At 70.1% G+C, this 13,103-nt stretch carries 12 protein-coding genes; 10 read left to right on the plus strand and 2 right to left on the minus strand.

What is annotated here, in order from left to right:
• The first annotated feature begins 16 nt into the window (after nt 1-16).
• Nucleotides 17-2,077, plus strand: a complete 2,061-nt coding sequence (locus tag M3M54_RS13985; RefSeq protein ID WP_249019652.1) for a protease pro-enzyme activation domain-containing protein — start codon at nt 17-19, stop codon at nt 2,075-2,077.
• Nucleotides 2,078-2,083: 6 nt separating this feature from the next.
• Here the strand turns inward: M3M54_RS13985 and M3M54_RS13990 are convergent, their stop codons facing one another.
• Nucleotides 2,084-2,695 (minus strand): aminotransferase class IV, encoded by a 612-nt coding sequence (locus M3M54_RS13990; protein ID WP_249019653.1) that lies wholly within the window; start codon nt 2,693-2,695, stop codon nt 2,084-2,086.
• Nucleotides 2,696-2,720: 25 nt separating this feature from the next.
• On the minus strand, nt 2,721-4,100 hold the full coding sequence (locus M3M54_RS13995) for a chorismate-binding protein (RefSeq protein WP_249019654.1): 1,380 nt from the start codon (nt 4,098-4,100) through the stop codon (nt 2,721-2,723).
• Between the two features lie 24 nt (nt 4,101-4,124).
• On the opposite strand from M3M54_RS13995, the gene M3M54_RS14000 reads away from it, so the two are divergent.
• The 9 genes from M3M54_RS14000 (at nt 4,125) to M3M54_RS14040 (ending at nt 13,081) form a co-directional block, all read left to right on the plus strand.
• The gene (locus M3M54_RS14000) at nt 4,125-5,486 is read left to right on the plus strand and encodes an ATP-binding protein (RefSeq protein WP_249019655.1); all 1,362 of its coding nucleotides are present in this window, start codon (nt 4,125-4,127) and stop codon (nt 5,484-5,486) included.
• Nucleotides 5,483-6,184 (plus strand): response regulator transcription factor, encoded by a 702-nt coding sequence (locus M3M54_RS14005; RefSeq protein WP_249019656.1) that lies wholly within the window; start codon nt 5,483-5,485, stop codon nt 6,182-6,184. The genes M3M54_RS14000 and M3M54_RS14005 overlap by 4 nt, the downstream gene beginning before the upstream one ends.
• Nucleotides 6,185-6,392: 208 nt before the next feature.
• Nucleotides 6,393-6,497 (plus strand): potassium-transporting ATPase subunit F, encoded by a 105-nt coding sequence (locus M3M54_RS14010; RefSeq protein WP_249019657.1) that lies wholly within the window; start codon nt 6,393-6,395, stop codon nt 6,495-6,497.
• A complete protein-coding gene (gene kdpA / locus M3M54_RS14015) occupies nt 6,497-8,296 on the plus strand; it encodes a potassium-transporting ATPase subunit KdpA (RefSeq protein WP_249019658.1) in 1,800 nt (599 codons plus the stop codon). Before M3M54_RS14010 ends, kdpA begins: the two co-directional genes overlap by 1 nt.
• Nucleotides 8,297-8,315: 19 nt before the next feature.
• The gene (locus tag M3M54_RS14020; RefSeq protein ID WP_249019659.1) at nt 8,316-8,966 is read left to right on the plus strand and encodes a potassium-transporting ATPase subunit C; all 651 of its coding nucleotides are present in this window, start codon (nt 8,316-8,318) and stop codon (nt 8,964-8,966) included.
• A gap of 30 nt (nt 8,967-8,996) precedes the next feature.
• Entirely contained in the window at nt 8,997-11,099 is a 2,103-nt protein-coding gene (kdpB, locus tag M3M54_RS14025) for a potassium-transporting ATPase subunit KdpB (protein WP_249019660.1), read from the plus strand.
• A 22-nt stretch (nt 11,100-11,121) separates the two neighbouring features.
• Nucleotides 11,122-12,279 carry a histidine kinase gene (locus M3M54_RS14030; RefSeq protein WP_249019661.1) on the plus strand — a complete coding sequence of 386 codons (1,158 nt, stop codon included), beginning with the start codon at nt 11,122-11,124 and terminating at the stop codon, nt 12,277-12,279.
• Nucleotides 12,276-12,734: a hypothetical protein gene (locus M3M54_RS14035; protein ID WP_249019662.1), complete on the plus strand. Its 459-nt coding sequence runs from the start codon at nt 12,276-12,278 to the stop codon at nt 12,732-12,734. The genes M3M54_RS14030 and M3M54_RS14035 overlap by 4 nt, the downstream gene beginning before the upstream one ends.
• 98 nt (nt 12,735-12,832) lie before the next feature.
• Nucleotides 12,833-13,081, plus strand: coding sequence for a hypothetical protein (locus M3M54_RS14040; RefSeq protein WP_249019663.1), 249 nt, complete (start codon nt 12,833-12,835; stop codon nt 13,079-13,081).
• Nucleotides 13,082-13,103 lie beyond the last annotated feature (22 nt).

The following is a 13,103-nucleotide window of genomic DNA, read 5'->3' on the forward strand; positions in this document are numbered from 1 at the left end:
CTCAGGGAGGATTGCAGTGATCAAAGTACTCAAGGGTGCGAGCGCGGTGGCGCTCGCATGCGGTGTGGGCGCACTGGCGGCGGCCCCGGCGCTGGCGGCCAGGCCGCACAGCCGGCCGCACAGCAGCGGCGCCAGCGGTCGCAGCACGGTCCCGCTCGGGATCAACGCGGCTGCGATCAGCGGTGCGAAGGTGCTCGGCAACACGCCGGCCAGCACGCCGGAGACCGTCTCCTTCATCTTCAAGGAGAACAATCTGAGCGGGCTTGAGACGCAGGCGCAGAGCGGATTCACGGCGCCGTACATGTCGGTGCAGAGCTTCGCGAGCACCTACGGCGCCTCAACGACGCTGATCGGGGAGCTCCAGAGCTACCTTGCCGGCTACGGCATCAGCACCACGGTGTATGCCAACAACATCGACGTGGTCGCGACCGGTACGGCCGGCGAGTTTGACAGCGCGTTGACTGTCACGCAGCTTGACTACCACACCCCGGCGCTCAAGAGCTCCGCCGCCGGTGGCGGCGGCGGGGGCACGACCGTCCAGGCGCAGACCTTCCACGCGCCGAGCAGCCTGCCCACGCTGCCGAGCAACATCGCCAGCGACCTGGTGGCGATCCTCGGGCTCAGCAACTACGCGCCGTCGGTCAGCAACGCCGCCCACACGAGCCGCGCGCTCACCAGCCACGCCGGCGCCAAGCCGAGTCCGTCCTCCAGTTGCCTGGCATCCTCCGGCGTGCCGGACGACTGCAACCTGCCCAGCAACTTCGAGCAGCAGTACGGCCTGACCGGGCTCCACAGCACCGGCTCGGGCCAGACGCTCGGGATCATCACGCTGGCGAGCGTCGACCCGGGCGCGCCGCAGTACTTCTGGAAGAACATCGCCGGTGTCCATCGCCAGGGTACGCTGAGCTTTGACAACGTCGACGGCGGTGCGGGCACCCCGAGCTACAACGCCGGCAGCGGCGAGACCGACCTGGACATCGAGCAGTCGGGCTCGGTTGCCCCGGGCGCGAACATCGTCGTCTACACCGCGCCGAACACCGACTCGGGGTTCATCGACGCGTTCTTCACCGCCGCCAGCCAGAACGTGGCGGGATCTGTCTCCTGTAGCTGGGGTGAGGCCGAGACGGTGATCCAGGCGGCGCAGGCACTCGGCCAGGAGTCCTCGGGCTACGTGCAGGCCTTTGACGAGGCGCTGCTCGAGATGGACGCCCAGGGCCAGGCGAGCTTCATCGCCTCCGGCGACAGCGGCGCCTACGACGCCTACGGTCAGTTCTCGGGCTCGACGCAGCCCACGAACCTATCGGTGGACAACCCGTCAGACAGCCCCTACACGACCGCCGCCGGCGGCACGACGCTGCCGTGGAGCGAGACGTTCGCGCCGGGGGCATCCGTCGACGTAACCGCCCAGCGGATCTGGGGCTGGGACTACCTCTGGCAGCCGGTGTCTGTGCTCAACAGCATCAGCCTGCAGACCTCCGCGGAGGAGCAGGTCGTCGGCAGCGGCGGCGGCTTCAGCGTCATAGAGCCCCAGCCGAGCTACCAGAGCGGTGTGAACGGCACGACCAGCTTCACGGCCGTCCCGTATCTGACACCGACGAGCTACAACCACAAGCTCGGCATCTACCTGCCCACGGCATGGACATTCAACCCCAACCCCGGGCTCACCACAGGCTCCGCAACGGGGCGCGCCATGCCGGACCTGGCGGCCGACGCCGACCCGTACACCGGCTACATCCTGTACGCGCCGAGCAGTGCCGGCCAGGACGGGATCGCCTCGGCGACCCAGCCGGGCTGGGGCGGGACGAGCTTCGTCGCGCCGCAGATGAACGGTGCCGCGGCTGTGATCGATTCCTATCTGGCGTCCAAGCACCTGCCGCCGACCGGCTTCTGGAACCCGATGATCTACCGGTTCGCGCAGCAGGCCAATTCGCCGTTCACGTCGCTTAACGCGAGCGGACCCTCAAACGACAACATCTACTACACCGGCACCGCGGGCGCGACGTTCGTCCCGGGCGCGGGGCTCGGCTACCCGAACCTGACCACGCTTGCGAACGATTTCGCCAAGGCCGGGTCGTGAGGCTGACTAGCGGTTAGCGATTCGCAGAACCCGTAGCGCCGAGGTCAGGACCACGGCGTCAGAGGCGAGGAGCCGGTCGAGATCGACCGGCTCCTCGTCGTATGAGAGCCGTGAGCGGCCGATCCCGGGCAGCGCGCGGCCGGCGGTGAGCGGGGCGATCAGCCGGCCGCGCTCCTCGATCAGCACGCTGGCCCAACTCGCCTCGAGCACGGCGCCGTCGGTGTCGATGAGCAGAACGAGCGCCCCGTCGGCGGCCTGCGTGAGCGCGTCGAGCAGCCGCCGGTCCGCCCACTTGTGCGGTCCCAGTCCGCCCGGCAGCTCAAACGTCGCAAAACCACGCACGACCGGGTCGCCCAACAGCGCTCGCTCATGAACGCTCAGCCCGACGCCGGGCACGAAGGTGAGGCGCAGGGCGCCGTCGCCACGGTGCACCTGCGGCGGCGTCACGGCGGCTGGCGCCACCCCGTAGAGCGCCTGGGCGCTCGCGTTCATCCGCTCGCGGTGTGCGTTGTAGCGCGCCACGGTGCGCCCCTGCACGAGCAGCGTCTCGAAGATCCCGGCCGCCGGGTCGGGGCGCTCGCCGTAGTCGAGCGCGCGGCGCGGCGGCGCGACCCTCACCGCGCGCCCAGGGCCCGCGCGGCGCTCACGCGCTGACCACGCTCGTGCCGACCGCCGCGGCGACCGGCCGCGCCTTGATCAGCGCCTCCTCGAGCTCGGCCTGGGGCTCGGAGTCGGCGACGATCCCGCCGCCGACTCCGAGCCAGATGTGTCCGTGGGCGAGCTCGAACGTGCGGATCGCGACGTTGAGCTCGAGCCCCGCCAGTGGGCTCGAGTAGCCGATCGCGCCGGTGTAGACCTCGCGGCCTGAGCGCTCCAGCTCGGCGATCACCTTGAGCGACTGCACCTTCGGCGCGCCGGTCACCGAGCCCGGCGGAAAGCAAGCGCGGACGAGCGCCGCGTTGCCGGTGCCGGCACGCAGCCGGCCCTGCACGGTCGTCACCAGGTGCCAGAGCCCCGGGTGCGCCTCGGCGGTCGGGCGCCGCGGCGCGCTCACCGAGCCGTACTCGCAGACCCGGCCGATGTCGTTGCGCATCAGATCGACGATCATCACGTGCTCGGCGGCGTCCTTGCCCGAGGTCTGCAGCTGCTCGAGTGAGAGCACCGCGCGCGAGGGGTCATCGGGACGGTGAGCTGTGCCCTTGATCGGGCCGCTTTTCACGAGCCGGCCCTGGCGGCGCAGGAACAGCTCGGGGGAGAGCGAGACGATGCCGCCGGCCGGGGTGTCGAAGGCCGCGCTGTACTGGGGAACGCGGCCGTGCACGAGCGCGCTGCGCAACAGCGCGCTGGCGCTCCCCTGATACTCACCCTCGAGCCGCAGGCAGATGTTGGCCTGGTAGATCTCGCCCGCGGCGATCCGCTCGCGACAGGCGGCCACCGCGCGCAGGTGGTGCGCGGCGGCGTCACTGTCCAACCGCAACGGGCCGGGACTGGCCGCTGGCCGCGAGGGCCGCCCAAGCTCCGCCTCGACGCGTGCACGCAGGAACTCGAGGCGCTCCTGCAGCGCCGCCGTGCGCGCCGGCGTGACGAGCGCCTCAAACCACCACGACCCGCCGGCGTCGCGGTGCAGCAGGTGGTCGTAGTAGGCGAGGTGGAAGTCCGCAAGCGGCACCGGCCGGACGTCCACGAGCGGCACGTGCTCGACGAGGGCGGCCAGGCGGTAGCCGAGCCAGCCAAACCAGCCGCCGCCGATCGCCCCCCAGGCATCGGCGCCGTCGTGGCTGACCGCGGGCAGCTCGTCGAGCAGCGCGAAGGGATCCTCCTGCGGTGTGGCGACTCGCAGCGGCTCGCAGGCGACCACGGCGCCACCGCCGGCCCAGACGCCCGACAGGCTGCACAGGTGAGGCTCGCCCTCGAGTGCGGCCGCGACCACCTCCGGGCCGCAGGTCCAGGGCAGGCGCTCGCGCCACAGCTCGGCGCTGGTCATGGCCGTGTCGGTCGTTTGCGCCTGGCTGGTCGGGGTCACCACTGCGGATTATCGTTGCAGGCGATGCTCAACCGCAGACTCACAGCTCGGAGCGGTCTGCTCACGACCGCGCTCGCGGTTGCGCTGGCGACGCTTGCGATCTATCCGCTCGAGCAGGTTGCCCCAACCGTCTCACTCGGCGTCGTCTACCTGCCCGCCGTGCTGCTGATCGCCGCCTACTGGGGTTTTGCGCTCGGCCTGCTGGCCTCGCTGGCGAGCGCTGCGGCGTTCAACTTCTTCCATCTGCCACCGGTCGGGCGTTTCACGATTGCCAACTCGAGCAACTGGGTCGCGCTGGCCGCCTTCGCGCTGGTCGCGGTCGTGGTGGCCACGATGGCCGAGCTCGCGCGCGGCCGCGCCGCCGAGGCGGAGCGCCGCCGAGGCGAGGCGGACCTTGCGGCGGCGCTCGCGCGCGAGCTGCTCGCTGGGGAGCGCACCGAGGCGGCGCTGAAGGCCACCGCCGAGCGTCTGCGCTCCGCGCTCGCGCTCTCAGCGGCGGCGATCGAGCTTGGCGAGCGCCAGCCGGCGGCGGGACAGCTCGCCCTGGCGCTGACCGACTCCGCCGGTCACCGGCGCGCAACCCTGCTCGTCGGCGATGATCTGGCCGAGGAGACGCTGGTGCGGTTGCGCACGCAGGTCGCTCCAGCTCTCGCGGCGCTCGTGGCGGTGGCGCTTGACCGCGACGCGGCCGTCGCGCAGGCGGTTGAGGCCGCCGCCCTGCGGCGCAGCAACGAGCTCGGTACGGCATTGCTGCGGGCCGTCTCGCATGATCTGCGCACGCCGCTGACCGCGATCGTCACGGCCGGGCACGCGCTCGGCTCCGGCTCGCTGAGTGCCGAGGAGCGCGAGCAGCTGAGCGGCGCGGTGGTTGAGGAGGGCGCGCGTCTGGGGGCGCTGATCGACAAGCTCTTTGACCTCTCGCGCCTGCAGGCGGGTCGGGTCGAGCCACGGCGCGAGCCGGTCTCGCTCGAGGAGGTCCTGCTCGCCGCCGAGGACTCCGTGAGCGCTGACCCTGGCATGGTGCACCTGACGGTGGATCCGGCCACACCGACGCTTGTGGCCGATGCCGCGCAGCTCGAGCGGGCGTTCGCCAACCTGCTCGAGAACGCGCTGCGCTACGCCGGCGAGCAGCCGGTCAACGTCAGCGTGCGCCGGCTCGGCTCGCGCCTGGTGGTGCGTGTCAGCGACCGCGGACCCGGTATCCCGGCCGGTGAGCAGGAGTTGGTCTTCGAACCGTTCTACCGCGGCAGCGACGCGGGGGCGCTCAAGGGCACCGGCCTGGGGCTCGCGATCGCCAAGGGCTTCGTCGAAGCCAATGGTGGCGTGATCGGCGTCGAGTCGCTGCCCGGTCAGGGCACCAGCCTGGTGGTGAGCTTCCCGGCATGAGCGAGCGGCTGCGTAGCGGTGAGCGCCCGCGCGTGTTGGTCTGCGACGACGAGTCCCAGATCCTGCGCGCGCTGCGCGTGGTCCTGCGTGACGCGGGCTTTGAGGCACTGCCGGCCGACAGTGCCGAGCAGGCGCTCGACCTCGCGGCGGTGCACAACCCGGACGCCGCGATCCTCGATCTGGTGCTGCCCGACATGGACGGTGTGGAGCTCTGCCGGCGGCTGCGCGAGTGGAGCGCCGTGCCGATCATCCTGCTCTCGGCCGTTGGCGAGGAGGACGCAAAGGTGGCGGCGCTTGAGGCGGGCGCGGACGACTACGTCACCAAGCCGTTCAGCCCGCGCGAGCTGATCGCACGGCTGCAGGCGGCGCTGCGGCGTGCCGGCTCGGGGCCCGAGGAGCCGGTGATCCGGGCTGACGGGCTGGAGCTCGACCTCGCCGCGCGGGTGGTGCGCCGTGATGGCGTCGAGGTGCACCTGACCCCCACCGAGTTCGATCTGCTGCGCGTGCTGGCGCTCAACCGCGGCCGCCTGGTGACCCACCGCGAGCTTTTGCGGACGGTCTGGGGCAGCGCCTACAGCGAGGACACGCAGGTGCTGCGCGGTCACGTGGCCAACCTGCGGCGCAAGATCGAGCCGCCCGACGGGCCGCCACGCTACGTCAAGACCGACCCGCGCGTCGGCTACCGCTTCGCCGCCTGAGCGGAGCCTGTAGGGCCGGCGCCGGCCAGCGGGCCGGCGCCGGCAGGGGCGCCTGCACAGAACCTGTATGCCGCGCGTGCGCTCCTGCACGGATCCGGCACGGGGCGGGCTGGAAGATCAAGCGCATGGATGCTCTTGCAATTGCGCTCGCGGTCGCGATGTTCGCGCTGCTCTACGCGCTGATCTACGCGATCGACCGGATCTAGCGATGCTGATCGCGGCCATCTCCGGCGGTGACCTCTTCGGGCTGGTGGTCTCCGTGCTCGTCTGCGCCTACCTGCTCTACGCGCTGCTGCGTGGGGAGAAGTTCTGATGACCGTCTACGGCTGGGGCCTGATCGTCGTCTTTGCGCTGGTGCTGACCGCCCTGGCGCTGCCGCTCGGACGCTACATGGCGGCGGTCTACACGGGCCAGCGGACCTTCATGGACCCGCTGCTTGCGCGCCCCGAGCACCTGCTCTACCGGGTGATCGGCGTGCGCGTCGACCGCGGCCAGGACTGGAAGCGCTACGCCACCAGCCTGATCGCCTTCTCGCTGGTCGGCTGGCTGCTTTTGTATTTCATCCTGCGCACGCAGACGCTGTGGAGCTTCACAGGGCTCAATCCCATGGGGTATCACTCGATGCCCTGGAACGTGGCCTTCAACACGGTCTCGTCGTTTCTGACCAACACCAACTGGCAGTACTACGGCGGCGAGACGACGATGAGCTACTTCAGCCAGATGGCGGGGCTCGCGGTCCAGAACTTCGTCTCCGCCGCCGTCGGCATCTCCGTGGCCGTGGCCCTGATCCGCGGGATCGTCACGCACGTCGCCACGAGCGAGCGCGACAGCGCTAAGGCGCACAGCATCGGCAACTTCTGGCAGGACCTGGTGCGCACCGTCCTCTACGTGCTGTTGCCGATCTCGCTGATCATCGCGCTGATCCTGCTCTCCCAGGGGGTGATCGAGAACTTCTCTCGCTACCTGAGCTTCACCGGCATCACGCACATAGCGCAGACCCTGGCGATGGGACCGGTCGCCTCGCAGGAGGCGATCAAGCTGCTTGGCACCAACGGCGGCGGCTTCTTCAACACCAACTCCGCGCACCCGTTCGAGAACTCCAACGGCCTGACGAACTTCGTGGAGATGCTGGCGGTGCTGCTGATCCCGGCGGCGCTCGTCTTCACCTACGGGCGCATGACCGGCAACCGCCGCCAGGGTTATGCGATCTACGCGACGATGATGCTGATGTTCCTGGGGGCGGCGGCCGTCTGCTACATCGCCGAGGCGCACGGCTCGCCCGCCCAGCACGTCGCCGGGCTGCACACGGCGGTGCGCGCCGGCACCACGGGCGGGAACATGGAGGGCAAGGAGCAGCGCTTCGGGATCGCCGGCTCGGCGCTCTTCAACGTGGTCACGACCGTGACCTCGTGCGGGGCTGTCAACAGCGCGCTTGAGTCCTTCACCGGGATCGGCGGCGCGGTCCCGTTTGCCAACCTGAGCGCCTCTGAGGTGATCTTCGGTGGCGTCGGCACGGGGCTCTACTCGATCCTGCTCTACGTGCTGCTCGCGGTCTTCCTCGGCGGGCTGATGGTCGGGCGCACGCCCGAGTACATCGGCAAGAAGGTCGAGGCGCGCGAGATCAAGCTGGTGGCGCTCGGGATCCTGATCACGCCGCTTTCGGCGCTCTTCTCAACGGCGCTTGCGACCGCCACCCGCGCCGGGCGAGCGTCGATCGACACGGCCATCGCACACGGACCGCAGGCGTTCAGCGAGACGCTCTACGCCTACCTCAGCCAGGCCAACAACAACGGCTCGGCGTTCGCCGGCTACAGCGGCTTCGTGCAGCCGGTGGCAGGCAACGTCGGCTCGCACGGGATCACCTTCGCCGACCTGCTCGGCGGCTTCACGATGCTGTTCGCGCGCTACGCGCCGATCCTCTTCGCGCTGGCGGTCGCGGGCACGCTCGTGAACAAGCGCGTGAGCCCGGCTGGTCTGGGCACGATGCGCACCGACAACCCCACCTTCGTGGTGCTCTTGATCGGTGTGATCGTGCTCGTCGGCGCGCTCACCTTCTTCCCCGCCCTGCTGCTCGGACCGATCGTGCAGGGCCTGACCGGACACCTCTACTAGGCAACGGGAGACTGACGCCATGACGATTCGCAAAGAGCTTGTGAGGTCGCTTGTCGCGATGCTCGTCTTCACGCTGCTGCTCGGGGTCGCCTACCCACTGGTGGTGACCGGGATCGGCCAGCTCGCCTTCCGCTCGCAGGCGAATGGGGAACTGGTGCATGTGCACGGACGCCTGGTCGGCTCCAAGCTGATCGGGCAGAACTTCGCGCTGCCGGTCTACCGCCACGGCAAGCCGCTTTATCAGCATGGCGTGCTGGTCACGCGCCCTGACCCGCGCTACTTCCAGACCAGGCCGTCCGGGACGACCCCGGCCGACAACGACGCCGCCACGTCGTTTGCCAACTACGGGCCCAACAGCACCGTGACCGAGAAGGCGATCGCGGCGAACATCGCCGCCTACATCGCGCTCAACGGCCGCTACTACCCGGGTGGGCTGACGGCCGCAAAGGTACCGGTTGACGCCGCCGACACCTCGGCCTCGGGCGTTGACCCCGACATCTCGGTGGCCAACGCCCGCATCCAGGCCTATCGCGTGGCGGCCGTGCGGCACCTGCCGCTTGGCACCGTGGATGCGCTGGTGGCCAAGTACACGATCGGGCGCTCACTGGGCTTCCTCGGCGAGCCGTCGGTTGACGTGCTCGAGCTCAACCTGGCGCTTGACCGTCTGTGACCGAAACCTGAAAAACAAGAGGACACACCCATGAGCACGACCACCGCACAAGCCCCCGCCGCCGGACCTTCGCCGGGACGCCGCCAGGCGGTATCGGTCCTGCGCGGCGACATCGCCCGGCGCGCGCTGCGCGACAGCATCATCAAGCTCGACCCGCGGGTGCAGGTCAGAAACCCGGTGATGTTCGTGGTCGAGCTCGGCGCGGTGATCACCTCCGGCACCTGGATTGCGCAGGTCTTCGGCCAGCCGGCGCTGGGCGGGCACGACCCGGCCTGGTACACGTTCACGATCGCCATCTGGCTGTGGCTGACGGTCATCTTCGCCAACCTCGCGGAGGCGTTCGCCGAGGGCCGCGGCCGCGCCCAGGCCGACACGCTTCGCTCGATGCGCCAGCAGACGGTCGCGACGATGCAGGACGGCTCGACCCGCCGGGCGGAGGAGTTGCGCCGTGGCGACCGGGTGGTGGTCGTGGCGGGTGAGCTGATCCCGGGCGACGGCACCGTGGTCGAGGGCATCGCCTCGGTCGACGAGTCGGCGATCACCGGCGAGTCCGCGCCCGTGATCCGCGAGTCCGGCGGCGACCGCAGCGCCGTCACCGGCGGCACACGCGTGCTGAGCGATCGCATCGTCGTCGAGATCACGCAGGAGCCGGGCCAGTCGTTCCTGGACCGCATGATCAACCTGGTCGAGGGTGCGCAGCGGCGCAAGACGCCCAACGAGGTCGCGCTTGGCATCCTGCTGTCCGGGCTGACGCTGATCTTCATGATCGTCGTCGCGACGCTGCGGCCGTTTGGCCTGTTCGCCGGCACCAACATCTCCGACACCACGCTTATCAGCCTGCTGGTGGCGCTGATCCCGACGACGATCGGGGCGCTCCTATCGGCGATCGGCATCGCCGGCATGGACCGGCTGGTGCGCCGCAACGTACTGGCGCTATCCGGTAGGGCGGTCGAAGCCTCCGGTGATGTGGACGTGCTGCTGCTGGACAAGACCGGCACGATCACGATCGGCAACCGGCTCGCGTCGGAGTTCGTGCCGATGCCGGGCGTCAGCGAGGTGGAGCTGGCGGAGGTCGCGCAGCTGGCCTCGCTGGCCGACGAGACCCCGGAGGGACGCTCGATCGTGGTGCTCGCCAAGCGCTACGGCATCCGTGAGCACGACCTCACGCAGATGCATGCGGAGTTCGTGCCGTTCACGGCGCAGACCCGGATGAGCGGTGTGGACATAGATGGCCAGCGGCTGCGCAAGGGCGCCGGAGACGCTGTGATCGCGATGGTGGCGGCCGAGGGCGGCCAGCCGCCCGCGGAGCTGCGCCAGACGCTCGACCGGATCGCCGGCGAGGGCGGCACGCCGCTGGCGGTCGCCCGCGACAACCAGGTGCTCGGCGTCGTCTATCTCAAGGACACGGTCAAGGAGGGGATGCGCCAGCGCTTCGACCAGCTGCGGGCCATGGGCATCCGCACGATCATGATCACCGGCGACAATCGTCTGACCGCCAAGAAGATCGCCGCGGAGGCCGGTGTCGACGACTTCCTCGCCGAGGCCACCCCGGAGAAGAAGCTCGAGCTGATCCGCGAACAGCAGGCCGCCGGGCGCATGGTCGCGATGACCGGTGACGGCACCAACGACGCGCCCGCGCTCGCCCAGGCCGACGTCGGCGTCGCGATGAACACCGGCACCCAGGCGGCCCGTGAGGCGGGCAACATGGTCGATCTGGACTCCAACCCGACCAAGCTGATCGAGATCGTCGAGGTCGGCAAACAGCTTTTGATCACGCGCGGCGCGCTGACGACCTTCAGCATCGCCAACGATGTGGCCAAGTACTTCGCGATCCTGCCGGCGATCTTCATCTCCACCTACGCGACTGTGCGCGGCGGCAAGGGGCCGCTCAGCGTGCTCAACGTGATGGGCCTTGGCGACCCGCGCTCGGCGGTGATCTCGGCGATCGTGTTCAACGCGATCGTGATTCCGCTGCTGATCCCGATCTCGCTGCGAGGTGTCTCCTACCGGCCGGTGGGGGCCAGCGCCCTGCTGCGGCGCAACCTGCTGATCTACGGGCTTGGCGGGCTGGCGGCGCCGTTCATCGGGATCAAGCTGATCGATCTCATCGTCCACAACCTGCTGGGGGCGTGAGCCCAGCAGGCTCGCGCCGCACATGCCCGTGGCCAGTGACCTCGACGAACGATCCTCCGCTGAACGTCCCCGTGGGCGTCTGCGGGTCGTCCTCGGCATGGCGCCCGGTGTCGGTAAGACCGTCCGCATGCTCGCCGAGGGGCACGCGGAGGCTCGCGCGGGCCGGGATGTCGTGATCGGGCTGCTTGAAACGCACGGTCGTGAGGAGACCGCGGCCGCGGCCGCGGGGTTGGAGATGCTGGGCCGACGCACGGTCAGCTACCGCGGCACCGAGCTCACCGAGATGGATCTGCCCGCGGTGCTCGCGCGCGCGCCCGAGCTGTGCCTGATCGACGAGCTCGCCCACACCAACGCGCCCGGTGTGGAGCACGCCAAGCGCTACGAGGATGTCGAGGACGTGCTGGCGGCCGGCATCGACGTGCTCTCGACGCTCAACGTGCAGCATCTGGACTCACTTAACGACCAGGTCGCCGAGCTGAGTGGCGTGCGCGTCCGGGAGACGATCCCGGACGCGGTCCTGGCGGGGGCCGATGAGGTGGTGGTCGTCGATCTCACTCCGGAGGAGCTGCTCGAGCGTCTGCGTGCCGGCAAGGTGTACCCGCAGGCGCGGATCGAGTCGGCGCTCAACAACTTCTTCCGGATCGAGAATCTGACGGCGTTGCGTGAGGTGGCGCTGCGCCAGGTGGCCGAGGAGGTCGGCCAGCGCCGGATGGCCGCCGCGGGTGCGGGCTCGCGCGCCGAGCTGCTCGACACCGCGGCCAGCCAAGCCGTCGGCGAGCGGCTGCTGGTGCTGGTCCAGCCAGAGCCCAGCACGCAGCGGGTCGTGCGGCGGGCCTGGCGCTCCGCGCAGCGGCTGGGCGCCGAGCTGGACCTCCTGTGGGTGCGCCCGCCGGGGGCGCTCGACGTCGAGCACGAGCGTTCGCTGAGCGCGCTCATGCAGCTCGCCTCGATGCTCGGCGCGCACTTCATCGTCGAAGAGTCAGACACGCTGGTCGAGACGATCGCCGCCGTCGCCCGCAGGCGGCGCTGCACCTACATCTTTATGGGCAGGCCACGCCCGGCACGCGGCCTGGCTCGCCTGCGCGTGGCGCTGCCGCTGCGCCTGATGGACCTGCTGCCCGGTGTCGATGTGCGGATCGTCGCCGACCGAGGTCGGCGCGAGGAACGAGGTGAGAGATGAAGATCCCAAGGAATCGAAGCGAGCAGGCGCAGACTGCCGCGCAAGGGCGGATCCTGATCCCGTTCACCGCTCAGGGGCTGTCGCAGCGGGCGCTCGACGCCGCCCTGCGCCTCGCCCGCGCTGAGCGCGCGACGGTGGTCCCGGCGTTCCTCGTGCGCGTGCCGCGCACGCTGCCGCTTGACTCGCCACTGCCGGCGGCCTGCTCGGTGGGCATGCCGCTGCAGGAGGTGATAGAGCAGCAGGCAGGCGCAGCGGGCGTGGCTGTCGACGCGCGTGTCAGCCGCGGGCGCACATACCGTGATGCGCTCGGGCGTCTGCTGGCGCAGGAACCCTTTGAGCGCGTGGTGATCGCCGCGACGGGGGAGCCCGGCAACGGCCTGGCCGAGCACGACCTGGCGTGGCTCCTGTCGGAGGTTCCAGCTGAGGTGCTGATCCTGCGGCCCGCGCTCGGCTAGCGTCGCTGTGCCCGCTGCGCAACCGTAGCGGCCCGTCCGGTGCCGAAATGCTGCCTGCTCGGGCCCACAAACCCTGCGCACGACGGTAAGCTCACACGATGGACCAGAACTCTGGGCGCCCGCTGGGGGAGCGGGTGTCCTTTGCCGGCGCGCCGCGCCCGGAGCGCGCGCTTCTGCAGCGACAACCCCTGACCGGTGCGCGTGTGGTCCTGAGACCGCTTGAGCCGGCGCGCCGGGCAGCGCTAGCCCGCGTTGCGCGGCACGTTTCAGGATGGCTTGCAGCGGACAACTTCGGTGTCACGGGCGCGCAACGGCGCCGGCTGGGCGAGCTTACCGAGGGCATCTGATGGCCACCGCCATCGGTCAGCA

This window comes from Conexibacter sp. S30A1 (assembly GCF_023330665.1).
Taxonomy (GTDB): domain Bacteria; phylum Actinomycetota; class Thermoleophilia; order Solirubrobacterales; family Solirubrobacteraceae; genus Palsa-465.

Bases quoted from the DNA above. Each gene is read 5' to 3' on its own strand.
- M3M54_RS14040 (WP_249019663.1), top strand. From the start codon at position 12,833: ATGGACCAGAACTCTGGGCGCCCGCTGGGGGAGCGGGTGTCCTTTGCC.
- M3M54_RS14005 (WP_249019656.1), top strand. From the start codon at position 5,483: ATGAGCGAGCGGCTGCGTAGCGGTGAGCGCCCGCGCGTGTTGGTCTGC.
- M3M54_RS14030 (WP_249019661.1), top strand. From the start codon at position 11,122: ATGCCCGTGGCCAGTGACCTCGACGAACGATCCTCCGCTGAACGTCCC.
- M3M54_RS14035 (WP_249019662.1), top strand. From the start codon at position 12,276: ATGAAGATCCCAAGGAATCGAAGCGAGCAGGCGCAGACTGCCGCGCAA.
- kdpB (WP_249019660.1), top strand. From the start codon at position 8,997: ATGAGCACGACCACCGCACAAGCCCCCGCCGCCGGACCTTCGCCGGGA.
- M3M54_RS14000 (WP_249019655.1), top strand. From the start codon at position 4,125: ATGCTCAACCGCAGACTCACAGCTCGGAGCGGTCTGCTCACGACCGCG.
- M3M54_RS14020 (WP_249019659.1), top strand. From the start codon at position 8,316: ATGACGATTCGCAAAGAGCTTGTGAGGTCGCTTGTCGCGATGCTCGTC.
- M3M54_RS14010 (WP_249019657.1), top strand. From the start codon at position 6,393: ATGCTGATCGCGGCCATCTCCGGCGGTGACCTCTTCGGGCTGGTGGTC.
- kdpA (WP_249019658.1), top strand. From the start codon at position 6,497: ATGACCGTCTACGGCTGGGGCCTGATCGTCGTCTTTGCGCTGGTGCTG.